The 24074-nt window shown below is 66.9% G+C and carries 21 protein-coding genes and 6 tRNA genes; 20 read left to right on the top strand and 7 right to left on the bottom strand.

Going from position 1 to position 24074, the window contains the following annotated elements:
* Window positions 1-84 precede the first annotated feature (84 nt).
* Entirely contained in the window at window positions 85-945 is an 861-nt protein-coding gene (locus tag ABRP28_RS03970) for a cytochrome (protein ID WP_350002274.1), read from the bottom strand.
* Between the two features lie 101 nt (window positions 946-1046).
* Window positions 1047-1118, bottom strand: a tRNA-Val gene (locus tag ABRP28_RS03965).
* 306 nt (window positions 1119-1424) lie between these two features.
* Here ABRP28_RS03965 and ABRP28_RS03960 point away from each other — a divergent pair.
* The 7 genes from ABRP28_RS03960 to ABRP28_RS03930 all read left to right on the top strand — a co-directional run bounded on the left by ABRP28_RS03960 (window position 1425) and on the right by ABRP28_RS03930 (window position 3855).
* A tRNA-Gly gene (locus ABRP28_RS03960) sits at window positions 1425-1497 on the top strand.
* A 47-nt stretch (window positions 1498-1544) separates the two neighbouring features.
* Window positions 1545-1615 (top strand) — tRNA-Cys (locus ABRP28_RS03955).
* A 41-nt stretch (window positions 1616-1656) separates the two neighbouring features.
* Window positions 1657-1731 (top strand) — tRNA-Val (locus ABRP28_RS03950).
* 59 nt (window positions 1732-1790) lie between these two features.
* A tRNA-Gly gene (locus tag ABRP28_RS03945) sits at window positions 1791-1863 on the top strand.
* A 40-nt stretch (window positions 1864-1903) separates the two neighbouring features.
* Window positions 1904-1975: transfer RNA gene (locus ABRP28_RS03940), tRNA-Val, on the top strand.
* 238 nt (window positions 1976-2213) lie between these two features.
* Window positions 2214-2477, top strand: a complete 264-nt coding sequence (locus ABRP28_RS03935; protein WP_350002273.1) for an antitoxin — start codon at window positions 2214-2216, stop codon at window positions 2475-2477.
* A gap of 139 nt (window positions 2478-2616) precedes the next feature.
* On the top strand, window positions 2617-3855 hold the full coding sequence (locus ABRP28_RS03930) for a benzoate/H(+) symporter BenE family transporter (RefSeq protein ID WP_350002272.1): 1239 nt from the start codon (window positions 2617-2619) through the stop codon (window positions 3853-3855).
* Here ABRP28_RS03930 and zapE read toward each other — a convergent pair.
* On the bottom strand, window positions 3812-4849 hold the full coding sequence (gene zapE / locus ABRP28_RS03925) for a cell division protein ZapE (RefSeq protein WP_350002271.1): 1038 nt from the start codon (window positions 4847-4849) through the stop codon (window positions 3812-3814). The two genes, ABRP28_RS03930 and zapE, sit on opposite strands and share 44 nt — an antisense overlap.
* Window positions 4850-5113: 264 nt before the next feature.
* Here zapE and ABRP28_RS03920 point away from each other — a divergent pair, with 264 nt between their 5' ends.
* From ABRP28_RS03920 to ybaK, 3 genes are read left to right on the top strand one after another with little or no spacing between them, the layout of a single operon-like run.
* Window positions 5114-6037, top strand: coding sequence for a sulfurtransferase (locus tag ABRP28_RS03920; protein WP_350002270.1), 924 nt, complete (start codon window positions 5114-5116; stop codon window positions 6035-6037).
* A gap of 38 nt (window positions 6038-6075) precedes the next feature.
* On the top strand, window positions 6076-6534 hold the full coding sequence (locus tag ABRP28_RS03915; protein ID WP_350002269.1) for a SufE family protein: 459 nt from the start codon (window positions 6076-6078) through the stop codon (window positions 6532-6534).
* Between the two features lie 20 nt (window positions 6535-6554).
* On the top strand, window positions 6555-7055 hold the full coding sequence (gene ybaK, locus ABRP28_RS03910) for a Cys-tRNA(Pro) deacylase (protein ID WP_350002268.1): 501 nt from the start codon (window positions 6555-6557) through the stop codon (window positions 7053-7055).
* 533 nt (window positions 7056-7588) lie between these two features.
* Here the strand turns inward: ybaK and ABRP28_RS03905 are convergent.
* Complete coding sequence (locus ABRP28_RS03905) at window positions 7589-8863, bottom strand: alpha/beta fold hydrolase (RefSeq protein WP_350002266.1); 1275 nt, start codon at window positions 8861-8863, stop codon at window positions 7589-7591.
* 125 nt (window positions 8864-8988) lie between these two features.
* Between ABRP28_RS03905 and ABRP28_RS03900 the strand changes: the two genes are divergently transcribed.
* The 9 genes from ABRP28_RS03900 (at window position 8989) to ABRP28_RS03860 (ending at window position 19264) form a co-directional block, all read left to right on the top strand.
* A complete protein-coding gene (locus ABRP28_RS03900; RefSeq protein WP_231455004.1) occupies window positions 8989-9480 on the top strand; it encodes a hypothetical protein in 492 nt (163 codons plus the stop codon).
* Between the two features lie 14 nt (window positions 9481-9494).
* Complete coding sequence (msrB, locus tag ABRP28_RS03895) at window positions 9495-10022, top strand: peptide-methionine (R)-S-oxide reductase MsrB (RefSeq protein WP_350002265.1); 528 nt, start codon at window positions 9495-9497, stop codon at window positions 10020-10022.
* 143 nt (window positions 10023-10165) lie between these two features.
* Complete coding sequence (locus ABRP28_RS03890) at window positions 10166-11533, top strand: DUF6421 family protein (protein WP_350002264.1); 1368 nt, start codon at window positions 10166-10168, stop codon at window positions 11531-11533.
* Complete coding sequence (locus tag ABRP28_RS03885; RefSeq protein WP_350002263.1) at window positions 11530-12264, top strand: SDR family NAD(P)-dependent oxidoreductase; 735 nt, start codon at window positions 11530-11532, stop codon at window positions 12262-12264. The genes ABRP28_RS03890 and ABRP28_RS03885 overlap by 4 nt, the downstream gene beginning before the upstream one ends.
* Before the next feature lie 46 nt (window positions 12265-12310).
* Window positions 12311-13396 (top strand): low specificity L-threonine aldolase, encoded by a 1086-nt coding sequence (locus ABRP28_RS03880; RefSeq protein WP_350002393.1) that lies wholly within the window; start codon window positions 12311-12313, stop codon window positions 13394-13396.
* A gap of 75 nt (window positions 13397-13471) precedes the next feature.
* Window positions 13472-14122 (top strand): DUF3000 domain-containing protein, encoded by a 651-nt coding sequence (locus ABRP28_RS03875; RefSeq protein ID WP_188812774.1) that lies wholly within the window; start codon window positions 13472-13474, stop codon window positions 14120-14122.
* A gap of 111 nt (window positions 14123-14233) precedes the next feature.
* The gene (locus tag ABRP28_RS03870) at window positions 14234-15568 is read left to right on the top strand and encodes an HRDC domain-containing protein (RefSeq protein WP_350002262.1); all 1335 of its coding nucleotides are present in this window, start codon (window positions 14234-14236) and stop codon (window positions 15566-15568) included.
* Between the two features lie 262 nt (window positions 15569-15830).
* The gene (locus ABRP28_RS03865) at window positions 15831-17108 is read left to right on the top strand and encodes an acetyl-CoA C-acyltransferase (RefSeq protein ID WP_350002261.1); all 1278 of its coding nucleotides are present in this window, start codon (window positions 15831-15833) and stop codon (window positions 17106-17108) included.
* Window positions 17105-19264 (top strand): 3-hydroxyacyl-CoA dehydrogenase NAD-binding domain-containing protein, encoded by a 2160-nt coding sequence (locus ABRP28_RS03860; protein WP_350002260.1) that lies wholly within the window; start codon window positions 17105-17107, stop codon window positions 19262-19264. The genes ABRP28_RS03865 and ABRP28_RS03860 overlap by 4 nt, the downstream gene beginning before the upstream one ends.
* Here the strand turns inward: ABRP28_RS03860 and ABRP28_RS03855 are convergent, their stop codons facing one another.
* Genes ABRP28_RS03855 through ABRP28_RS03845 form a run of 3 tightly spaced genes read right to left on the bottom strand, consistent with a single transcriptional unit; the run spans window position 19265 to window position 22419 of the window.
* Window positions 19265-20842: an ATP-binding cassette domain-containing protein gene (locus ABRP28_RS03855; protein WP_350002259.1), complete on the bottom strand. Its 1578-nt coding sequence runs from the start codon at window positions 20840-20842 to the stop codon at window positions 19265-19267.
* Between the two features lie 3 nt (window positions 20843-20845).
* Window positions 20846-21589, bottom strand: coding sequence for an energy-coupling factor transporter transmembrane component T (locus tag ABRP28_RS03850; protein WP_350002258.1), 744 nt, complete (start codon window positions 21587-21589; stop codon window positions 20846-20848).
* A gap of 11 nt (window positions 21590-21600) precedes the next feature.
* On the bottom strand, window positions 21601-22419 hold the full coding sequence (locus tag ABRP28_RS03845; protein ID WP_350002257.1) for an ECF transporter S component: 819 nt from the start codon (window positions 22417-22419) through the stop codon (window positions 21601-21603).
* A 215-nt stretch (window positions 22420-22634) separates the two neighbouring features.
* On the opposite strand from ABRP28_RS03845, the gene ABRP28_RS03840 reads away from it, so the two are divergent.
* Entirely contained in the window at window positions 22635-24059 is a 1425-nt protein-coding gene (locus ABRP28_RS03840; RefSeq protein WP_350002256.1) for a mycothione reductase, read from the top strand.
* The last annotated feature ends 15 nt before the right edge of the window (window positions 24060-24074 follow it).

Below are 24074 nucleotides of genomic sequence, written 5' to 3'. Positions count from 1 at the left end.
TTCCTTACAGTTGGCGGTAAAGGGGACCTGTCCAGTTTAGGCGCAGTCATCTGGTCCGCAGACATACCAAATACAGACGGAGCGCTAGGCAGTGCGCACCTGGGCCAGCGGCGGTGGTGCGATGGGAAGCAGCGCGGCACCGGCGCTGATGGTATCCGCGTTGAGCTCCCACACCCGCCGCAGGGCACAGAACTTCCACCAGTGGTGCTTGAGGACGTCGGGGTTGGCCCGCACGGGACGGACTTCGGTTTCGCCGATAGCCACCGCCAGCAGGACGGGGTCCTCACCGTATTTCCACGGTTCCCAGGTGCCGGCCTCGGGATCAACCAGGCTCTCTTCCGCCTTCATCCCGGCGACGAGCTGCATCACCACCTTGTCATCGAGCGGTTTAACCAGTCCGTCCCGGGTGGTGCCTTTGGTTTTGTAGTCGATGAGGCAAACGCGGCCGTTGATGCGGGCCACCAGGTCCAGGGTTCCCGCATACCCCACCGCGTTGTTCCACACGGTGATTTCCGGCGCGATGGGTTCCACCCGGAACAGCTCCCACCACTCGTCAAAGCGCACTGCGAAGGCTTCCTCCCCGTTGGCGGCCAGGGCCTCGCGGGCTTCCTTCATGGCGTGCGGGCGCCCCAGGGCGCGGAGGGCCACCTGCTCGCAGTAGTTGTGCACGCGGTCCCCTCGCCTGGCGGCGTCGTCCCGATAGGTCTCGGCTGCCTTGGCAGCGCGGCTGACAGCCTGGCGGATTTTGGCGGGGCTTCCCAGGCAGTCCGCCAGCAGCGGATCTTTTGCCAGGCTGCTGGCGCCCATATACCCGAACCAGCCATCCAGCCCATGCGGCTGCTGGCTGATAACAGTGGTGATGGACGGAACCGAAAACTGCTCCGACGTTGAGCGGGCGTACATCCGGCCGTATTCGGTGGCGTGGGCGAGGAGTGGAGCTGTCATGGAAAAAACTCTTTCACAGGGGGCCGACAAAATCTGCAGGCAAGGATCCGCGCACAAAAAAGGTCCGCTTCCGCTGCGAGCGGAAACGGACCTTTGTGCGGTGGGCGATACTGGGTTCGAACCAGTGACCTCTTCGGTGTGAACGAAGCGCGCTACCACTGCGCCAATCGCCCTGGTGCACTTGAATGCTAGCCGACGCCGCACCCAATTCAAAAATCGCCGCCCGCACAGCTATCCCGGACGCCGGCAGCAAGCGCGCGCGTCCCGCGAATCTGCCGGACGCAGCACCCAGGTCACACATCCGTCGTCGTGAATTACACGGCTGTAAGTAGGCGGAAACCGCGCCATTGCTGGGAAGGGCGGACACAAAGGGTGATTGGGGCGCCGGCGATTTGGAGAATCCTTGAACCTCCTATATTGTTTTTACTCGTTGGAACGCGAGGAAATGCCGGGAACGGCAGGGAATCAGCCTCCAAAATGCGGACGTAGCTCAGCTGGTAGAGCACCACCTTGCCAAGGTGGATGTCGCGAGTTCGAATCTCGTCGTCCGCTCGCAGGACACTGTCACAGCAAAAGTTCTTCGGAATCGACGCTTACACGGTGGGTTGGCCGAGAGGCGAGGCAGCGGCCTGCAAAGCCGTATACACGGGTTCGAATCCCGTACCCACCTCGGTGAAAACCATGGTTTCCGGATAATACCCGGATGGACATGGGCGATTGGCGCAGCGGTAGCGCGCTTCCCTGACACGGAAGAGGTCACTGGTTCGATCCCAGTATCGCCCACCAAGCAAGGAAACTTGCTTCAGGCAGTTCGCCCGGCCCCGGCCGGAACGTACTCCATATTTGCGGACGTAGCTCAGCTGGTAGAGCACCACCTTGCCAAGGTGGATGTCGCGAGTTCGAATCTCGTCGTCCGCTCTCTTGTTTTCACAATCCCATAAGCCGGTCTTCCGGTTCCGGGCGATTGGCGCAGCGGTAGCGCGCTTCCCTGACACGGAAGAGGTCACTGGTTCGATCCCAGTATCGCCCACATCCAGCAGCTCCCCCGGGAGCTGCTTTTTTCTTGCCCGGCCACCCCTCCCCCAACGAGCCATCACCGGGCGTTCCCACACCGCGGCAGCCACAGCAGACAGAGCGATCCCGTTGGCGGAACGGCATCCGCTGCGGGCGAACGCCCGGAACCCCCGATTTCCTTGGCATGCCTTCCCGGCGGCGCTAGGATCGAATGCGGAGGAGCGACCTGGCTCCGCGATTGAAGGGAGGTGCTCGTGGGACTGATTGACGATCTAAAGGGCAAGGCTCAGGGTCTCATCCGCGGCAACGAGCAGGCCATCAAGAACGGCATCAACAAGGCCGGTGATTTTGTGGACACCAAGACCGGAGGCAAGTACTCGGGCCACGTCAACAAGGTCCAGGATGGCGCTTCCAAGCTCATTGACAAGAACGGAACCCCGGGACAGGCACCTGCCGCCGAGCAGGTTCCGCCGGCAACTCCCGTCAACCCGGTTCCGCCGGCTGACAGGACTCCTTAACAGGATTTGGCCAGGGTCTTGCCCTAGCACGTCAAGGGGGTGCAGGTCCCGCCGGGAGGCGGCACCTGCACCTTTGGCGTTTAACCGGCATGTCAGGGCCGATGAAGGGTTCGCGAAAGACGGCGGGTAACCTGCCCGTATGGCGAAATCCCCTACCTTCACCACGGCACACCAGCCACCCGGGCAGTCCCGGCTCGACTCCCGGCCAATTGTGGCGGGCATTGTCACTGCGCTGGTGGGCTTCACGTCGTCCTTCGCCGTGGTGCTGGCCGGGCTCAGGGCAGTGGGTGCCAGCCCTGAGCAGGCAGCGTCCGGACTGCTGGCGGTGACCGTGGCCGTGGGCCTGGGGGTGCTCTGGCTTGCGTGGCGTTCCAAAGTGCCGGTGACACTTGCGTGGTCCACGCCCGGCGCTGCCCTGCTGGCAACGTCCGGAGCGGTCGACGGCGGGTGGCCAGCCGCCGTCGGGGCCTTCCTTGCCACCGGGGTACTGATTGCCATGACAGGTTTGGTGCCTGCCCTGGGCCGGCTGATGGCGAGGATCCCTGCAACCCTTGCGCAGGCTATGCTTGCCGGCGTCCTGCTGCAGCTCTGCCTTGCCCCCTTCAAGGCGCTGGGGACTGTTCCGCTGTTCATCGCGCCGGTCATACTGTGCTGGCTGCTGATGATGAAGCTGGCGCCCCGCTGGTCCGTGCCGGCAGCCCTGCTGGTGGCCCTCGCCGTGATCGGCATTTCCCTGGCCGCAGGGGGCACCACCCTGGGTGACGGGGAGATCCTTCCAGGCCTGGCCTGGACCGCGCCGGCCTTCAGCCTGCAGGCGATGGCGGGTATTGCTCTTCCCCTGTTTGTGGTGACGATGGCGTCACAGAACGTTCCCGGCGTGGCTGTCCTCCGGTCCTTCGGCTACGACACCCCGTGGCGTCCGGCCATGCTGGTGACCGGCGCCGGTACCGCGGCGGCAGCTGGGTTCGGCGCCCACGCCGTCAATCTGGCAGCGCTCAGCGCCGCCCTGGCAGCGGGTGAGGAGGCAGGTCCGGACCGGCACCGCCGGTGGGTTGCCGGCTTCACGTCCGGATTTGCCTACCTTGTGCTGGCTGCGTTCTCCGCTGCGCTGGTGGCCCTGGTGACCGCCGCACCGGCCGGCATGCTCGAGGCAGTGGCCGGCCTTGCACTCCTGGGAACCCTTGCCGGTGCCGTTTCTGCCGCGCTGGCGGCCTCGGGCCTTGCTTTCGCCGGTATCGGGTCGGCGTTTTGGGCCCTCGCCGCCGGGCTGGCGGTTCGCCTGGTGCTGAAGCCGCACAGTCCCGGAGCAGCAGGCTTACCAGGCTGTACCTCCGCTAGGAGGGTTCGTGGTTTTGGCCTTCGCGGGCCAGTGCGGTGAGCCGGGAGACGGCGCGGAAGTACTTCTTCATGTAGCCGCCCGTCATCATTTCCTCCGTGAACAGCTGGTCGAACGGCACCCCGCTGGCGAGGATGGGGACATCCTTGTCGTAGAGCCTGTCAGCAAGCACCACGAACCTCAGCGCCACCGCCTGCTCAGTGATGGTGTGGACGTTGCGCCACACCACCCCGTCAATGCCGTCAATCAGCTGGCGGTAGCGGCTGGGGTGCACCCCTGCAAGGTGGTGGATCAACGTGCTGAATTCGTCCTGGGCCACCGTCTTCCCGTCGAATTCCGCTTTCATGTGCGAGGACAGTTCATTGTTCTTCAGCGGTGCCGGCGCTGCCGGCAGCCCGCGGTGCCGGAAGTCTTCCCCGTCGATCCGCAGGACGTCGAACTGGTCCGCGAGGACCTGGATTTCGCGCTGGAAATCCACCGCCGCGAACCTGCCGTCGCCCAGCGAACCGGGGAGGGTGTTGGAGGTGGCCGCAAGTTTCACCCCGGCGTCTGCCAGTTCCCGCATCAGCCGGGACATGAGGACGGTGTCGCCGGGATCGTCGAGTTCGAACTCATCGATGCAAACGAGCTTGTAGCTGCTGAGCGCGTCCACCGTCTTGCGGAAGGACAGGGCGCCCACCAGGTTGGTGTACTCCACGAAGGTACCGAAGGCTTTGGGGCCGGGCGAGGCGTGCCACAGCGAGGCCAGAAGGTGGGTCTTGCCGACGCCGAACCCGCCGTCGAGGTAAATGCCGGCGCGGGACTCATCCTTCTTCGCGAAGAACTTCTTGAACAGTCCGCCCCCGCCCGCGGAGCCAACGCCGTCGGCAAACCCCTCGAGTGCCCTGACGGCTGCAGACTGGCTGGGCTGCTTGGGATCGGGGCGGTAGCTGGAAAATGAAACCTGGCCGAACCGGGGCGATGGATAGAAACCTTTGAGGAGCTCATCCACCGAAACTGCCGGAGTGCGGGCGGCAAGCTGTTCGATCTGTACCAAGGGGGTCCGTTCTGCTGGTGGTTGGTCCCCAGAAAGAATACCGGCAATGCGGCGTCTCCTTTGCCCATACCCATTCCCTCACAGACTGCCGCCGCATGCTGTGTCACAGGCTCCCGGCGGGCCCGGCGTGATGAAGGCAACATTTCGTCCTATTAACGGAATACGGACACCGGCCGGGGTGCTGGCTAGTGTGGAAGCAGGTCCCAATGCCGGCCCCGCCAAGGTCCAGCAGGCTATCCATGTCCTCAATGAAAGGCCAAGATCATGCCCTACCCCGTTGAACAGAACGAGAAGTTCGCTGCCTACGCCCATCCGGAGCGGCTGGTCTCCACCGGGTGGCTCGCTGCCGCTGTCGAAAGCGGCGCCGTCGCCAACGGCGAGCTGGTGGTGGTGGAGTCCGATGAAGACGTCCTTCTCTACGAAACCGGCCACATCCCCGGCGCCGTGAAGATTGACTGGCACACAGACCTGAACGACGACGTAACCCGCGACTACGTGGACGGCGCCGCGTTCGCCGAACTGGCGGCGTCGAAGGGCATCTCCCGTGACAGCACAGTGGTGATCTACGGGGACAAGTCCAACTGGTGGGCTGCCTACGCCCTGTGGGTTTTCGAGCTTTTCGGCCACCAGGATGTACGCCTGCTGGACGGCGGCCGGGACAAGTGGATTGCCGAAGGACGGGAACTCACCAGGGAAAAGCCGGCTCCGGCCAGGGGCGACTACCCCGTCGTCGAGCGCAATGACGCTCCCATCCGCGCCTTCAAGGAAGACGTCCTTGCCCATCTTGGCAAGCCGCTCATCGATGTCCGCTCCCCCGAGGAATACACGGGCCAGCGCACGCACATGCCGGCCTACCCGGAAGAGGGCGCCCTGCGCGGCGGCCACATCCCCACCGCCGCGTCCGTCCCCTGGGCCCGCGCCGCAGCCGCTGACGGCACCTACCGCAGCCGCGAGGAACTCGAGGCCCTCTACCTGGGCGAGGCAGGCCTCACCGCGGGCGACGACGTCGTGGCCTACTGCCGCATCGGCGAGCGTTCCAGCCACACCTGGTTCGCCCTCAAATACCTCCTGGGCTTCGAATCCGTCCGCAACTACGACGGCTCCTGGACCGAATGGGGCAACGCCGTGCGGGTACCGATCGTCAAGGGTGCCGAACGCGGTTCCGTTCCCGTTGCAGTCGGAGCCTGACGCGGCCCGCTCCACAGCGATTGCGTAGACTTGGACCGATGACTACTCAAGCTTTGCCTTCCGCCCTAGCGGCCATCGTGGACGATTTCCAGGCCATGTCCGAACCCGAGCGGCTGCAGCTGCTGCTGGAATTCTCCGAGGGCCTTCCGGAGCTGCCGGACCGGCTCAAGGACCACCCCGAACTGCTGGAGCAGGTTGTGGAGTGCCAGTCGCCGCTCTTCCTCACCATCGAAACGGAAAAAGACGGCGGCCCGGCCGGTACCGTGCGGCTGTTCTTCAAGGCTCCCGCCGAGGCCCCGACAACACGCGGGTTCGCCGGTGTGCTGCACGAGGGGCTGGACGGGCTGTCCGCCGAAGAGATCCTCGCTGTCCCGGACGATATGCCCGAACTCCTGGGACTCACCCGGGCCATCACGCCGCTGCGCATGCGGGGCATGACGGCCATGCTGGGACGGATCAAGCGCAAGGTCGCTGCCGCTTCCGGCGTGCGCTCCTAGCTGCTGCCCGGACCAGCACCATGGCCCGCAAGAATGCTTCACAGGGAACCCCGGCAACGGCGGCGCTGACCGCGGCCGGGGTTCCCTTTGTGCTGCACCCCTACACGCACGATCCCTCAGCAGCCAGCTATGGGGCCGAGGCGGCCGAGGCCCTCGGGATCGACCCCTCAAGGGTCTTCAAGACGCTGATGGTTGAGGTGGAGGGCCGGCTGGCGGTGGGCATCGTCCCGGTCAGCGGAACCCTGGACCTGAAGGCGTTCGCCAGCGCCCTGGGGGCCAAGAAGGCGGCCATGGCGGATCCGGCCGCAGCCCAGCGGCGCACCGGCTACGTACTGGGCGGCATCTCCCCGCTCGGCCAGCGGCTGCCCTCCCCCACGGTGCTGGACTCAAGCGCCGTGGGCCTGCAGACCCTGCTGGTCTCCGGCGGAAAGCGCGGCCTGGACATAGAACTGGCGCCGGCTGACCTGATCCGCCTCACCCAGGCAGTCACGGCACCCATAGGCTCGTTGTCCGCCCCATAGGGGTCGCAGCCCGTATACACCTGGCCCTTTTGCGGCGCTACAATCGATGCACCGATTCAGCACCAAAAATGCCACTTCTCTCATAGCCCCAAAACACGCCGCCGGCGCCGCCGTCGTATGTTCAAGGCACACAAGATCCGTCAGGGCGCACCTACCTGCAGCAGGATCAGCCCGACCGGCTGACGCAACGCCACTGGTCGGTTCAGCCGTTAGCCGGCCCGGCCTGACGCAGGGCCGATGTTTTATGGACAAACGTCATGCTCAAAACCCTGTTTTGCAAGGCAAACCTGGGGCACCACTGGGTGGCGGAAGCGGACCGCGACGGCACCTTCACGCGCCACTGCGTGAAGTGCGGAAAAGTCGATCCGCACGCCGCTCGATGGCCAGAACGTCTGTCGGACCGCGACCGTCCCACCCATTCCAACTTCGCGGATCCCATTACCCCTTCGGACGGTCCAGGCTTCAGCTGAAGCTGCTCCGGAGCAGGCGCGTCCCGCAACGGATTCAGCGCTGACAGTAGAACTTAAACACTGTCAGGGGCTGACCGGGTTCAAGGCGCCCGGATTCAGCCTGGGTGCCAGCTGCTGCCGCAGCCACGCCTTGACCAGGCTTTCCCACCGCTCCGGATCAACGTTCCATTCCTTGGTATGGCGTGCCTGGTGGAACGGCTCGAAGGTCACCATCTCCGGATTGCGCTCGGCGAGCAGGGCAGAAGGCCGGTAGGGCACGTATTCGTCATCGACGCTGTGCACCACCAGCGTGGGCGTGCGGAGTTCGACTGCCCGCGACACCCAGTCCATCGCCTTCAGGTCAACCGGGGCGGACAATCCCGTGAGGCGCCGTCCCAGCGGATGCCCCAGCATAAGCTGGCCATACCGGCCCACAAGGGAGGGAATCCTGTTCAGCTGCGCATGATGGGCCAGGACATTCACCCAGTCAGTGACGGGCGCATCGAGCACCATCGCCCGGATGAGGTGGCGGTGGCGGGAAAGGTCGGCCGCCTGCAGGCAGATGGCACCTCCCATGGACCACCCGAACAGCACAACCTCTTCCGCACCGTTGGCCAGCGCGTACTCGATTGCTGCCTCGACGTCACGCCACTCCGTCGACCCCAGGCCGTAACGGCCGTCGTCTGCGGAGGGCGCAAGGCCGTCGTTGCGGTAGGAAACCAGGAGGCTGGTAAGCCCCAGTTCCAGCGCCGGGCCTACCGCACGCAGCGCCTCCTGCCGCGTGGCTCCCCGTCCATGCACCATCACCGCCCAGGTCCGGGCCGTTCCGCCGGCGCGGACGAGCCACGCGGGCGCCTGCCCCCGGTCAACGTCGATCATCACTTCCTCGTGCGGGATTCCGACGGCGGAAGGGTCCGGGTGGACAGCCCCGCTCCACCAGCCGCGGCGGGCCTTTGAGAGGTCACCGGCGTAGACCGCTTCGACCTCCCGCAGGACAGTCCGTTCGGCGGGCGAGTAGGAAACGATGCGGCCGATCCGCGCGTGTCCTTTGCCGCCGTCGAAAAAGAACCCGTAGACACCGTCCACGGTGGTGTCGTCCGTGGCGGCAAAAATTGCCTGCTGCCGCTGGCCGTCCCTGATGAGCGCGAGCATTTCCTGGTCTGCCGCCCGCTGCCGTGCCGGCGTGATGACCCGCCGCGCGAAGTACACGGCGAGCGCAGAGGACCCTGTTGCCAGCAGCCCTGCCAGGCCGCCTCCGCCGATCGCTCCGCCGATTGCCCATTTGGCGCGCAGCGACATCCCCCCGGAGTCGGGGGTGCTCTGAACGGGGGCGGGGCGGGTTCGCTGGAAAGATGCCATGAAACTATTCTTACCGGCCCGGCACCGATGCCCGCATTCCGCCGCGTGCGCGGCTGCCTGCCGGCCCTCCGGGACGGGCGTGGCGGCCACTGCGCAGGGCAGCGCTGCAGGACTAGGCTAAGGCCATGAGTGAACCCATCGTCATCCTGACCGAAGAACCCCTGGGGGCGGACGACCGCCTGAACATCGAACGCCTCGTGGACGGCTCGGATACCCGCCTGGTTGTCCTGGTGCCGGCAAACACCGAGCGGCACCTGCTGGTGGATTTCCTCGAGAACCTTTCGCTGCTGGACATAGCCAAAGCCTTCCGGGAGCTGACCTCCCACGCCCCGGATCCCACCCAGGAACGTGCCAAGGCAGCCGAGACCCTGTCCGTGTCCCTCGCTGCCCTGGAAGGACTGGGTTCAGGCCTTACAGGGGAAGTCGTGGACGGCGGGGCGGTCAGCGGACTGGTCTCCAAGGTACGCGAGACCGGCGCTGCGCAGGCGGTGGTGATCACCCGGCCGCATGCCGTGGCGGACACCTTCCATACGGACTGGGCCAACAAAGCGCAGGACCAGCTGGGCATACCGGTGCTTCACCTGTACGCGGGCTCGGGATTTATTGGCGACTCGTGAGCGTTGGGAAGGCTATGAGCATTTTCGGAAACAGCATCTTCGGACATAAGGCCCCAGATACGGCCGTGCCTGCCCCTGAGGCGGCATCCGCCGGTTCCGCCGCGGGCGGCAAGAGCGTTGAAAAGAGCGATGCCCAATGGCGCGAGGAACTCACGCCGGAGGAATACCGCGTGCTTCGCCAGGCCGGAACCGAGCGTCCCTACACCGGTGAATACTGGGACACCCACACGGCAGGCGTCTACCAGTGCCGCGCCTGCGGGACAGAGCTCTTCACCAGCAACGAAAAGTTCGATTCCCATTGCGGCTGGCCGTCCTTCTGGGCACCGCTTGCGGAAGGGAAGGTCCGCTACATCCACGACCGCACCATGGGGATGGACCGGGTGGAGGTCCGGTGCGCAGCCTGTGATTCGCATCTGGGCCATGTCTTTGAGGGCGAGGGTTTCGGAACCCCCACGGACCAGCGCTACTGCATCAACTCCATCTCCATCCGGCTGGTCCCGGAAGAGGATGCGCAGGTCAGCGGAACGGAGCCGGAGAAGTGATGCCCCAGCTGCCAGCCTCCTCCGGCAGCGATCCCCGTACCCGAGCCTAAAGCTTTCTTAGGCTTACACCCTTTCTGCATTAGCCCCTCTGGTTGCTTGCTACGCTCGGCATTAGTAGCAAGCAACCAGAAAGGCAGCCGACGATGACCGAAACCCTCACCACCGCCGTCACCGGGATTTCCGCGGAGAACCAGGACTGGAAGCGGCTGAAGGCCGCCGCCACTGCCCTCCAGGCCCTGCAGGCCCAGGACGGCTCCATCCCCGACGCCGCGCACCATTCCGAGGCAGCTGCCAAGGTGGAAGACATCGTCACCGTCGTCCGCGCCCTCGCCCCCGCCTTCCCGCATGACGCCACATACCTGGACGCTGTTTGCGCGGACTTTTCCAGCTGGGCGCGCGCCGGGTTTGCCACCCCTGACTTCCTGTCCTCCCTCCTGGCCTTCCAGCCCCAGGAGCAGCGGCGGAACGGCCTCCAGCACCTGGTGGTCTTCCCCATGTACACGCAGAACGGCAGCAGCAGCCGCCTGGTGGAGGCAGTCCTGATCGAGGTGATCTGGCCCGAGTTCATCGCCGGCCTTGAGGCGGGCGATTACTCGAACAAGCTGTTCGTTCCCATCCGCTTCGTGGACTTCACCGCCGGTTATGACACCAACTCCGCTGTACTGTTCCCTGAGACCGTCGCGGTCAGCAAGACCCCCACCTTCACCTGGGGAGCCATCTTCGCGGACCGGGAGGCGGCCAGGTTCCGCCGCGTCCTCAAGGCCGCAGCCGAGACCACCAGCCTGGAGCTGCCCGAAGGCGCCGCGGAAATGCTCGCCGACCAGGACCTGACCGAGGCCACCTTCGTCATGTGGGACCTGATCCACGACCGGACCCACATGCGTGGCGACCTGCCGTTTGATCCGTTCATGATCAAGCAGCGGATGCCCTTCTTCCTGTACTCGCTCGAGGAACTGCGCTGCGACCTGACTGCTTTCCGAGAGTCCGTACGGATAGAAAAGGACGAAGACGCCGATCCTGAGGCCCGGCGCCACGCCAAACTGGTGCAGTATGCCATCATCTTTGACCGCATCTTCCGCTTCGCCATCACCGGCAGCCGGGTACGGAACTACGACGGACTGGGCGGCCAGCTCCTCTTTGCCTGGCTGCACCAGCAGCGTGTCCTGCACTGGACGGACACCCGGCTCACCATCGACTGGGACGAGGTAGCCGACGCCGTCATCGCGCTCGGCGCAAACATCGACGAGCTGTACTGGCGCTCCATTGACCGGCCGAAGACCGCCCATTGGCTGGCCGCGTACCAGCTGATTTCCGCGACCGTTACTCCCCACCCGGCCTCCGTCTGGGCCAAGGGACCGGAGGCACTGCCCCTGGCCGGTCCACCCCGCGGCCTTACGGACCAGGTGCTTGACGACGAATTCCCGCTGTCCATGTTCTACGAAGCGCTGGAGAAGAAGATGCGCCCTGTCATCGAGTCCACTGCCGGAATCACCGGAGCCTCTGCCCTGTGACGGAAGCACCGGGTACAGCACAACAGCGGCTGAACGTTCTTGTTGCCGGCGGCAGCGGAGCGTCCGGCGTCGCCGTGGCCCGCGCGCTCCAGGAAGCAGGCCACCGCGTCTTCACCGTGGGGTCGGACCGGGCCAGGATCAGCGCGGCGGCGGAACAGGCGGGCGACGGCGTTGCCCCCTTTGTGTGCGACCTCGCCCAAATGGAAGAGGTCAGGCAGCTGCGGGCCGAGGTCTCCGCTGCCGCCGGACCAATGGACGCCGTCATCCACCTGGTGGGCGGCTGGCGCGGCGCACGCGGCATCACGGACCAGACGGACGAGGACTGGGACTTCCTCGAACGGGGAGCCATCACGACACTCCGCAACGTTTCGCGCGTTTTTTACGACGACGTCGCCGCCTCCCCGAACGGCCGCTTCGCCCTGGTGTCCTCCACCGCCGTCAGCAAGCCCTCGGCGGCAGGAGCCAGCTATGCCGCAGCGAAGGCCGCCGCTGAAGCCTGGACCATGGCCGTGGCGGACGGCTTCCGCCGTGATTCCGGGAACGGCGGCGGCGCGGCAGCCGCCGTCGTCCTGGTGGTCAAGGCCCTGGTTGACGAGGGGCTGCGCCGCAGCCATCCAGGACGGACTTTCCCGGGGGCAACGGACGTCGGGGACCTGGCGCGCGCCGTCGTCGGCCTCTTCGAAACCCCGGCCGTTGAACTGAACGGCAGCCGGCTGCTGCTGGCGCCCTGACTTACCGGCGCCCGACTTTACTTAGACTGAAAGCGTGAGCAAAGCGATGACAACAACTGCTGAAACCGCCGCCGGGGTCCGCCTCCACGATCCGAACGTGCGGGGGTTCGCCTCGGACAACTATTCGGGGGTGCACCCGGAAGTCCTCGCGGCACTGGCGGCCGCGAACGGCGGCCACCAGGTCTCCTACGGCGAGGACGAATACACCGCCCGGCTGAAGGAGCTGATGGAGGAACACTTCGGGCCCGGCATTGAGTGCTTCCCGGTCTTCAACGGCACCGGCGCCAACGTCCTTTCGCTGCAGTCGCTGCTCCCCCGGTGGGGTGCGGTGGTCTGCGCATCCACGGCCCATATCAACATGGATGAGAACGGTGCCCCGGAGCGCGTCGGCGGCATCAAGCTCCTGCATGTCCCGACGCCGGACGGCAAGCTGACCCCCGAACTGATCGACCGCGAGGCCTGGGGCTGGGGCGACGAGCACCGCGCCCAGCCGCTGGCGGTCTCCATCACCCAGACCACGGAACTTGGCACGTGCTACACGCCGGAGGAAGTCCGGGCCATCGCAGACCACATCCACGCCAAAGGCATGAAACTCCACATGGACGGCGCCAGGCTGGCCAACGCCGCAGCCCACCTCCGGGTTCCACTCAGGGCCTTCACCCGCGACGCCGGCGTAGACATCCTGTCCTTCGGCGGGACCAAGAACGGCCTGCTCTTCGGCGAAGTGGTGGTGGCGCTCAACCCGGAGGCCGCGCACGGGCTCGTCTACCTGCGCAAGATGAACATGCAACTGGCGTCCAAGATGCGCTTTATGTCGGCCCAGTTCATCGCGCTCCTTGAGGGCGATCTGTGGCTGCGCTCCGCCGCCCACGCCAACGCCATGGCCGCACGGCTCCGCGCCGCCGTCGACACCATCGACGGCGTCCAGCCCACCCAGAAGACCGAGTCCAACGGCGTGTTCGCCATCCTGCCCGACGGCGTGGCGGACCGGCTGCGCGCGTCCTTCCGCTTCTACGACTGGAATGAAGCCGCCGGGGAAGTCCGGTGGATGTGTTCCTTTGATACCACCGAAGAGGACGTGGATTCCTTTGCTGACGCCATCCGCCGGGAACTCCAGCAGCGTGCCGGCTGACGCTGCCTGCACCCAGGGCAAGGGACGGCGGCGAGCCTACCCGCCCTGCCCGGCACAGTTGCGTAACCTGCGAAGGTGAACGCACTTGACCAGGTTCCCCCGGAGTTTCTCCACGCCTTGGGAACCCTCAGGAAAGCCCAGTGCCGCCGGGAGCTCCGACTGGCGGAGATTCCCGCGCCTGCCCGCCTGGCACCCTTCGCTGTCGCCCTCGGCGCCGAGGTTTATGCTCCCGGCGCCGGCACGCCTGGAACGCCCCTTCACGGTCCCGCCGCCATGGCACTGGCTGCCGCCTCGGGAACGGAAGACGACGGCGGCACGGAACTGGCAACCGGCCGGTTCATCCTCCTGCATGATCCGGACGGATCGGAGGTCTGGGGCGGGGAGTTCCGCATCGTCACCTATATTCGCGCAGAACTGGAGCCCGAGATGGGCAATGACGAGATGCTCGGAACCGTCGCCTGGACCTGGCTCGTTGAGGCCTTGGAAAATCACAAGGCGCCGTACCGGGCCGCGGGCGGCACCGCCACCCGCGTCCTCTCCGAAAGCTTCGGCACCCTCTCGGAGCGGCCGGGATCCATCGACATTGAACTCCGTGCGTCCTGGACACCCGCCACATCTGACGTCCGGGCCCACCTCGAGGCATGGTCCGACATGGTCTGCACATTCGCCGGCTTGCCGCCCCTTCCGGACGGCGTTACGCCGCTGACACACCGGCGGCGGAACTGAGATCCCTGGCCGGTGGCGCCCGGACGCGCGCGGCGCACAAGGCAGCACTGCAGGACCGGACGCAGGCCTGCACACGGGCGTGGACCGGCCGGCCGGTAAACTGAAGGCATCATGACCCCTAACATTCCGGATAACACCACGGCCGGCGTCCCGGCTGCTGATACCGCACCCCATATCACGGTGGAAGGCTTTGACAGCCCTGTCCCCGAAATCGTTGAACTTGCCTCGCCCCGGGACGGCGTTCCGCTGGTGATCGAAACGCAGTCCGGCCTGGAGCGCTGCGCCGCGGCCATAGCCGCAGGAACAGGGCCCGCGGGGGTTGACGCTGAGCGGGCTTCCGGCTTCCGCTACGGGCAGCGGGCTTTCCTTGTCCAGATCCGGCGTGAAGGCGCCGGAACCTGGCTGATCGACCCCGAACCGTTCGGCAACCTGGACATCATCAACGACGCCCTGCGCGGCGTCGAGTGGATCCTGCATGCCGCCAGCCAGGACCTGCCCTGCCTCTCCGAGCTGGGCATGTGGCCGGACAGGCTCTTTGACACCGAACTCGCGGCACGGCTCGCCGGGCTCCCCCGGGTGGGACTCGCGGCCGTGATCGAACAACTGCTGGGCTTTGGTCTCGCCAAGGAGCATTCCGCCGCCGACTGGTCCACCCGTCCCCTGCCGGAACCCTGGCTGAGGTACGCCGCACTGGACGTTGAGGTCCTGACGGAACTGCGGGAGGAGCTGATCGAACTCCTGGAGGCTGATGGCAAGCTGGAGTACGCGGAGCAGGAATTTGCGGCGATCCTGGCCGCGGGACTGCCGCCGGCCCGTGTCGACCCATGGCGGAAGACCTCTGGGCTCCACCAGATCCGCGACCGCCGGCAGCTCGCTGCCGTCCGGGAGCTGTGGCTGGAGCGCGACTCCCTGGCGCAGAAGCGGGATGTTGCCCCCGGCAGGCTGATCCCTGACTCTGCGCTGGTGGCTGCAGCCAAGGCGATGCCGTCCACGGTGCCGCAGCTTTTGGGAACCAAGGGCTTCCACGGCAGGGCGGCCCAGCGGGAGGCTCCCCGCTGGCTGCGGTGCATCGCCGCAGCCCGCGACCTCGAAGAGCTCCCGCCACTGCACCTGCCCACCAATGCCCCGCCCCCGCCGCGGGTCTGGGCCGACCGCGATCCGGCGGCAGCTGGCCGGCTGGCCACCGCCCGGCCGCTGCTGCAGGCCAGGGCCGAGGAGCTGAACCTGCCACTGGAGAACCTGCTGACTCCCGACTACCTGCGCCGGGTGGCCTGGCGCCCACCGGCGGATGTCGGCGAAGACGCGATCGCCGCGGAACTTCGCGCCCTGGGCGCACGGGACTGGCAGGTGGAACTGGCCGCACCGCTCATCTCCGAGGCGTTCCTGAACCCCCAGCCGCTGCCCGCCAAGGAACCCAAAGCGGACGCAACCGCGGCAGGCCAGTAGGTCCCGCCGTCGGCCACCGGCTCCCAAAACGAATCCCCAAACGCTCTCTCGGTTGATGCGTGAATAGTGCCGACGCTCGCTCACTTTCTTGAAGAGAGTGAGCGAGCGCCAGCCAAAAAGGCGCATTAAAGGAGAGAGCGTCCCTTCAATCCAGGGCCTTGCGGGCTAAGTTACTCACGAGTAACATCGATGGTATTGCCGCCAGGCTGGCTGCCGCATTCCGGCACGCAACCGGCGCCTACGTCTCGATGAGGAGTTATACGTGAGCCACCAGGAAAGCGGCGCATCCATGCGCACTGTCCGGGACGTCGTCTTTGTGGACGGCCTCCGCACACCGTTCGGCAGGGCCGGGGAAAAGGGCATCTACGCGGGCACCCGGGCTGATGACCTGATGGTGAAATGCATCCGTGAACTGCTCCGCCGGAACCCCTCCCTGCCGCCGGAGCGGATCGATGAAGTGGCGATTGCTGCCACCACCCAGACCGGAGACCAGGGCCTTACCCTGGGCCGGACCGCCGCCCTGCTCGCCGGCCTGCCCAGGACGGTTCCCGGGTTCGCCATAGACCGCATGTGCGCAGGGGCAATGACCGCCGTGACCTCCGTCGCCGGCGGCATCGGCTTCGGAGCCTATGACGTGGCGGTGGCAGGTGGCGTCGAGCATATGGGCAACCACCCCATGGGATCCGGCGCCGATCCTAACCCGCGCTTTATGTCCGAGCGGCTGGTGGACCCGGCCGCCCTCAATATGGGGAACACCGCAGAGAACCTGCATGACCGTTTCCCGTCCATCACCAAAGAACGCACAGATGCCTATGCCGTGGCATCGCAGGAAAAATACGAGACCGCCCGCCGCAGCGGCCGCATCCAGCCGGACCTGGTGCCGGTGGCAGCCATGAAGCCCGGCCAGGGATGGTCCCTGCACACGGTGGACGAGCCCCCGCGGCCCGGCACCACCTTGGCCGACCTCGCAGGCCTCCGCACCCCGTTCCGGGCACACGGGCGGGTCACCGCAGGTAACTCCGCGGGCCTGAACGATGGCGCAACCGCCGCTGTCCTGGCCTCGTCCGACACCGCGGCGGAGCTCGGACTGCCGGTCAGGATGCGCCTGGTCAGTTACGCCTACGCGGGCGTCGAACCGGAAGTCATGGGCATCGGCCCGGTGCCCGCTACCGAGAAGGCCCTGAAGAACGCGGGGCTTTCCATCCGGGACATCGGCCTTTTCGAGATCAACGAAGCGTTCGCCGTCCAGGTCCTGAGCTTCCTTGAGCACTTTGGCATTGCCGACGACGACACCCGGGTCAACCGCTACGGCGGCGCCATCGCAGTGGGGCACCCGCTGGCCTCCTCCGGCGTACGGCTGATGACCCAGCTGGCCCGGCAGTTCGAGGAAGACCCTTCCGTGCGCTACGGCATCACCACCATGTGTGTTGGCCTGGGCATGGGCGCCACGGTGATCTGGGAAAACCCCCGCCACGCCGATTACAGCGGAGCCCGGCCGGCAAACTCCGCCACCCACACCGTTTCCGAAGGAGCAGCATGAGCGCCGCAGATTTCACCCGACTTGCCGACCTGTTTCCCAACGAAACGGTGACGCATTCCTACGTCCAGGACATCGAGCTGCCGGCACCGGCCGGGAAGCCAAGCCCTGGCACGTTCGCCCTCATCACCCTGGACAACGGCCTGGACCATTCCAAGCCCACCACACTGGGGCCGAACACGCTGGTGGAGCTCGGCAAGGTCCTGGAGGGTCTCCGGGACCGCGCGGCCCGGGGTGAAATCGTCGGCGTCGGAGTAACCGGCAAACCCTATTACCTGGTGGCGGGCGCCGACCTTTCCGCCGTCAAGAACCTGGACAAGCGCGAGCACGGGCTGTGGATGGCGCAGCTGGGACACGATGTGTACAGCACGCTGGCCGGCCTGGGGGTCCCCAGCTTCGCCTTCATCAACGGCGCGGCACTGGGTGGAGGGCTGGAGATTGCCCTGCAGTCCACGTACCGCACAGTCTCCACCGGAGCAGGCGCACTTGCGCTGCCGGAAGCCGTTCTGGGCCTGGTCCCGGGCTGGGGCGGCGTGTACATCCTGCCGCGCCTCATCGGCCCGGAAAACGCCGTCAAGGTGATGATTGAAAACCCGCTCAGCAACAACCGGACCCTGACCGGACCCCAGGCGTTCAGCCTGGGTGTCGCGGACGCCCTGTTCGAGCCTGCGGATTTCCTGGAGCAGTCCCTCGCGTGGGCGGCCGGCGTCATTTCCGGCGACGTGGTCCCGGAACGTACCAACGCCGTCGATCCCGCCGGGCCCGCAACCGCCGCGCGCTGGGATGCCGCCGTCACGGCAGGGCGGGCCTTCGTGGACGCGAAGACGTCCAATGCTGCGCCTGCGCCGGGAAAGGTCCTGGACATCCTCGAGGCGAACCGGACCATGACCCAGGCACAGTCTGCTGCCCTGGAATGCGAAACCCTCGCCGACCTCATGCAGACCGACGAGTTCCGTGCCACCGTCTACGCCTTCCTGGACCTCGTCCAGAAGCGGTCCAAGCGCCCCGCGGGAGCCCCGGACCGCAAGCTGGCCCGTCCTGTCACGAAGGTTGGGGTGGTTGGTGCCGGGCTCATGGCAAGCCAGCTGGCACTGCTGTTCGCCCGCCAGCTCAAGGTCCCCGTGGTGATGACGGACATTGACCAGGCCCGCGTGGACAAGGGCGTGGGGTATGTCCACGCCGAGGTGGACAAGCTCCTGGGCAAGAAGCGCATCAGCCAGGACGCCGCCAACCGGACCAAGGCGCTGGTCACGGGCTCCGTATCCAAGGATGTTTTCGCTGACGCGGACTTTGTGATTGAAGCCGTGTTCGAGGAACTGAACGTCAAGAAGCAGGTCTTTGCCGAACTGGAGGCAGTTGTCTCCCCGGACTGCATCCTGGCCACCAACACCTCCTCGCTGTCCGTTACCGCCATGGCGGAGGACCTGCAGCACCCGGAGCGCGTGGTGGGCTTCCACTTCTTCAACCCCGTGGCCGTCATGCCGCTCCTGGAAATTGTCCGTGCTCCGAAGACGGACGACGCCGTGCTGGCCACCGCCTTCGAACTGGCCAAGGGCCTGAAGAAGACAGCGGTGTTGGTGAAGGACGCGGCCGCGTTCGTGGTGAACCGCATCCTGTTGCGGTTGATGGGCGAGGTCACGGCCGCCTTTGATGAGGGCACCCCCGCCGAGGTGGCGGACAACGCCCTCCGTCCCATGGGCCTGCCGATGACGCCCTTCACGCTCGGCGCCATGGTGGGCCTGCCCGTGGCCCAGCACGTCCAGGAATCGTTGCACGCGGCCTTCGGCGAACGCTTCACGGTCTCCGCCAACCTGCAGAAGCTCATCGACAACGGCGTGAAGGGCCTATGGGCGGCCGGCCCGGACGGATCGCAGGAAATCCCGGAATCCACCCTGGCGCTGATGTCCTTCGGCACCTCCCCCTCCACTGCGGAGCAAGTGCTGCGGCGCACGCAGGACGCCTTGGCGGAGGAAATCGGCCTCATGCTCACCGAAGGCGTGGTTGCCGGTCCCGAGGACATCGACCTCTGCATGATCCTGGGCGCGGGCTGGCCCATGTTCCTCGGCGGCATCACCCCCTACCTCGACAGAGTGGGAGCCTCCGAGCGCGTCAACGGCAGGCGTTTCCTGGCGCCGGGAGTGGCGTCCCGTCCCGCCTGATCAGCCCTCCAGCCGCCCGCCGTCGAGCGCTACCACCCGGTGGGCAGCAGCGCGGGCATAGCCAAGGTCATGCGTGACCAGCACGACGGCGGCGCCCTCCCCTGCCGCGGAACGCACCGCAGCGTCCAGCAGGGCGAGGCCGCCGCCGTCCAACGCCACGGTGGGTTCGTCCAGGGCCAGGACTGACGGTTTGCGGGCAAGGACCGTGGCCAGGGCGAGGAGGCGCTGGCCGGAGGCGGGAAGTTCGGCTGGGTGCGTGTGCTCCGCCCCTGCCAGGCCGACGGCGGACAGTGCTTCCAGGGCCCGGGAGGCTGCCTCGCCGGGGTGGAACAGGCGGTCCAGGCCGAAGCGCACTTCGCGGAGGGCGGTCCGCTCGAACAGCTGGTCCCGGGGCTGCTGGAACAGCAGGCCCACGGAGCCGGCCGCTTCCCCTGGCGGCACCCCCGCAATGTCCCTGCCGTGGACCAGGACGCGGCCCGCGGTGGGCCGGAGCAGTCCGTTGAAATGGCGCAGCAGCGTTGATTTTCCTGCCCCGTTGGGCCCGGTCACCGCTACGATCTCGCCGCTATGGATGCGCAGGTTGATGCCCTGCAGCACCAGAGCGCTGCCTGCCGCTTTTCCGCCCGGGTCCCGGCGCCGCATGTTCCTAAGTTGCGCTTCCTTGCCCCGGGCGCTGTAGCCAAAGGAGACGCCGCGGAGCTCAAGTGCGGGAACGCCTCCATCGTTGCGCGGCGGCAGCGTCTCCGTCTGCACGGCTTCCTTGTGGCCCTGCCCCGGCGCCGTCCCGCTGCCGGCGTACCGGATACCGGACGGCAGCAGCCCGGGGCCGGCCCCCATTTCGGCCGGCGTTCCGCTCCCCATGACGCTGCCGTCCGCCAGAAGAACCCAGGTTCCGGCGTCCAGGAGTGGCGCGTCAACCACCTGGCTGAGGACCACGACGGCGGTACCGGCCGTCGCGAGGTCCTGCAGCAGGCGTGCCAGTTCGGCAGTTCCGGCACTGTCCAGCGATGCGAAGGGCTCGTCCATGATCAGCACCCGCGGACCGGTGATGATGGCACAGCCGATGGCGAGGCGGCGGAGCTGGCCGCCGGACAGCGCGGCGGGGTTCCGTCCCAGAAGCTCCGAGAGCCCCAGGAGGCCGGCAGTGTGTTCCACCGTGGCTTTCATGGCCTGCCGTTCCAGTGCCGCGTTTTCCAGTCCGAACGCCAGTTCTTCCGCCACCGTTGCCCGGACGGTGGACAGGACGGCGGCAGGGTCCTGGGGAACGAAGCCCACCTGCCGGCCCCACTCCGCCGGGTTGATCCGCGGGTCCGCGTCACCGCCGAAGTCCAGGCGCGTGCCTGCGAGTTCCAGGAAACCGCGGAGGGTGCCAGCGGTTCCGGGGGGAAGCCAGCCGGACAGCAGCCGGCCCAGCGTGGACTTGCCGCTTCCGGACGCTCCGAGGATGGCCGTGAACGTTCCGGGGACGAGGTTGAGGTCAATCCCCTCCAGGACGGGGGCCTCATCCCCGTGGTAGGTGAAGCTCCGGATTCCGGCTGACAGTACCGGCTGGGTTCGCATCGGGTGGGTGGCGGACATGGCTCAGCTTCCCGCCCGGGTCAGCAGCAGCCGCGCAGCAACCGCGGCTGCAGCGGCCGCCAGCAGCACACCCCGAAACACGCGCTGGCGGATCGGATCCGGAACGTCCCGGTAGCTGGTCCGCGGCCCGGGATTGCTGAAGCCCCGCGCTTCAAGGGCGGCTGTCCGTGTTCCGGCATCCTCGATCAGGGACAGGACCAGCGGCACCGCCTGCAGCCGGAACGCGGCCGCGCGGTGCAGCAGTCCGCGGCGGACCACCAGTCCACGGGACTCCTGGGCCTGCCGGATCCGTTCCGCGCGGGAGGAGATGGCCGGCAGCAGGGTCAAGGTGGAGGCGAGCACGAAGGCGAACCGTCCTTGGACACCGCGGGAGGACAGCACCGCCACCAGGTCCGGCACGCTGACGCTGAAGGAGAACACCAGGAAGCTCAGGACTACCGCCCCCAGCTGCGCTGCCCGCTCCAGGGCGAAGACAAGGCCCTCGGTGGTAATGCGGGCCACTCCCCACTCTGCCAGGACTGTCCGGCCCTCGGGAAAGAACAGCCCATGCATGGCCAGCAGCGACAAGCCCAGGGGCAGCAGCACTGCCGCAGCCGCGGGCAGCAGCTGCCGTGCCGTGCCTCCCCTTGCCGAGAGGACCACGGCAGCACCCATGACGGCGAGGGACAGCGGCCAGCTGGCTGCCGCCGTCGTTATTACCGCCGTGCTGCCAGCGGCGGCCAGGGAGGTCAGCGGATGCAGGCGCATCGGCGTGGGGGTCAGGAGCCCTGTTCGGGCGACGTGCCGGCCAGCACGCGGTGCCGGCGGACGAACGGGAACTGCAGGCGCGCGCGTCGGGGAAGCGCGTAGGCCAGGACGGCCACCACGGTGAAGACGATGGCCTTGTCCATGGGATCGGAGATGAGCGCCTGCTTGGTGATGGCGGCCAGGAGTGTGTCCCCCATGGACCGGAAGGCGCTGACGATGGCGCCGGTAGCCACGCCGGACGTGCCGCCGAAAACAAAGGCCGCCGCCGGCGCGGACACCACGCCGCCGATGATTCCGGTGACAAAACCGGCCACGGGGGCGAGGTAGAAGCGGCGGAACATCCCGTGCCGCGCGGCAAGTCCCGCCAGGCAGCCGATCAGTGCGGCGCCGGCTGCGAACGGCAGCACCGTGGGGTTGAAGAAGGACCAGACAATGCTGCTGAGCGCTCCGGTTGCGGCGCCTGCGGCCGGTCCTGCCAGCACGGCGATGAGGACCGTGCCGATCGCATCGAGGTAGAACGGGACCAAAGTGCTGCCCACGAACTGTCCCAGCACGATGTTCAACACCAGTGCCACGGGGATCAGCACCACGGTGGAGGCCGGCAACGTCGGCAGGACTGCCACGATCAGCAGGATGGCGCCCACCAGGAATCCGGAAAGGGCAATCAGCGCGGACGCGCTGCCGGGCCCGCCGGTGATGTCGGCCGGCTGGTTGAGGACAAGGTAGACATAGGTGGCGGCGATGGCCGCCGCGCCGAGAATTTCCAGCAGCCGGCGTTTACGAGCGGCAGCCGGTGCCGGGGCAGGCAGCGTCAGGGAGGGCGATGACATGGAGTTCCTTCAGGGTGCGCGTGGAGGGCCCGGGAAACCGGGCCGATGGAACGCTGCGTATGTCACCTCGGCAGCTGGCGGCAGGCTGCTGCGCCTGTTCCGTCCGCGATTATTCTACTGGCGCCGCACCGCTGTCGGGGCATCCGGTCCGGATTGGCCTAGACTGCCCGGACAGGCAAAATCCGCCTGCCGCTGCCGTTTCGGAAAGACCTGCCATGCCCCACTATGACCTTGCCATCATCGGATCCGGCTCCGGCAATTCCCTGATCACCCCGTACTGGGATGGCAAGCGCGTGGCCCTGGTTGACGGCGGCGTCTTTGGCGGCACCTGCCTCAATGTGGGGTGCATTCCCACCAAGATGTTCGTGTACCCCTCCGGGCTTGCCGCGGCGCAGCAGGAGGCAGCCCGGCTTGGAGTGGACCTCAGCCTGGACAAAGTGCACTGGAATGCCATCCGCGACCGGATCTTTGGCCGGATAGACTCCATCTCCTCCGCCGGCCGGGACTACCGGGCAACGGAACTGGACCACGTTGACCTCTATGAGGACTACGTCCGCTTCACCGGACCGCGGGCCCTGCGGACCGAATCCGGTGTGGACATCACGGCCGGGCAGGTTGTGGTTGCCGCCGGGTCCAGGGCGGTCCTGCCCGAGGTGCCGGGGATCGGCCTGCCGCAGGTGCATACCTCTGACACCGTGATGCGGATCGACGGGCTGCCCGAAAGGGTGGTGGTGGTTGGCGGCGGCTTCATCGCTGCAGAGTTTGCCGGAATTTTCCACGGGTTCGGCTCCAGCGTGACCCAGGTCAACAGGACCAGGCGCCTGTTGCGCGGCCACGACGCCGAAATCTCCGGGCGGTTCGCGGCGGCGGCGGCAAGCCGTTGGAGGCTGGAACTGGGCTTCTCGCTCCAGTCCATCGAGGACAACGGCGACGGCACCGTTGTGGTGAACTTTGCCGATGCCGGCGGCCGGCCGCTTCACGTACCTGCGGATGTTGTACTCATGGCCACCGGCAGGGTTCCCAACACGGACCGGCTGGGCGTGGAGGCCGCCGGGTTCGATGTGAACGACGACGGCACCCTGGCCGTCGATGCCAGCCTGCGGATCCTTTCCCGCGGCACGCCAGTGGACGGCGTCTACGCCGTGGGCGACGTGGCCAACCCGTACCAGCTCAAGCACGTGGCCAACCGGGAAGCACGCGTGGTGGCGCACAACCTGGAACACCCGGACCGGTTGCGCCGCATCGACTACACCGCCGTGCCCTCCGCAGTCTTCTCCAACCCGCAGGTGGCATCGGTTGGCCTCACCGAAGCAGAGGCCCGTTCACAGGCAGCCGCGGGAACCGACGTGGTGACAGCGGTCCAGGACTATGGCACCACCGCCTACGGCTGGGCCATGGAGGACGGGGAAGGCGTGGTGAAGCTTGTGGCCGAGCGTGCCTCGGGCAGGCTGCTGGGCGCCCACATCCTGGGCCATGAAGCGTCCATCCTCCTCCAGCCCCTGGTCCAGGCCATGGCAGGGTCCGTGCCCGTCCATGAGCTGGCCCGGGGCCCGTACTGGATCCACCCGGCGCTGACCGAGGTGGTGGAAAATGCCCTCCTGGCATTGGACGTCGACCTGCCGGAGGATGCCCCGCTGTAGTCCCGCCGTCGTCAG

It is taken from the genome of Pseudarthrobacter sp. WHRI 8279 (genome assembly GCF_040224115.2).
GTDB lineage: Bacteria > Actinomycetota > Actinomycetes > Actinomycetales > Micrococcaceae > Arthrobacter.
Note: the sequence above shows the minus strand (reverse complement) of the source record. Positions and strands in the feature narration are given on the sequence as shown.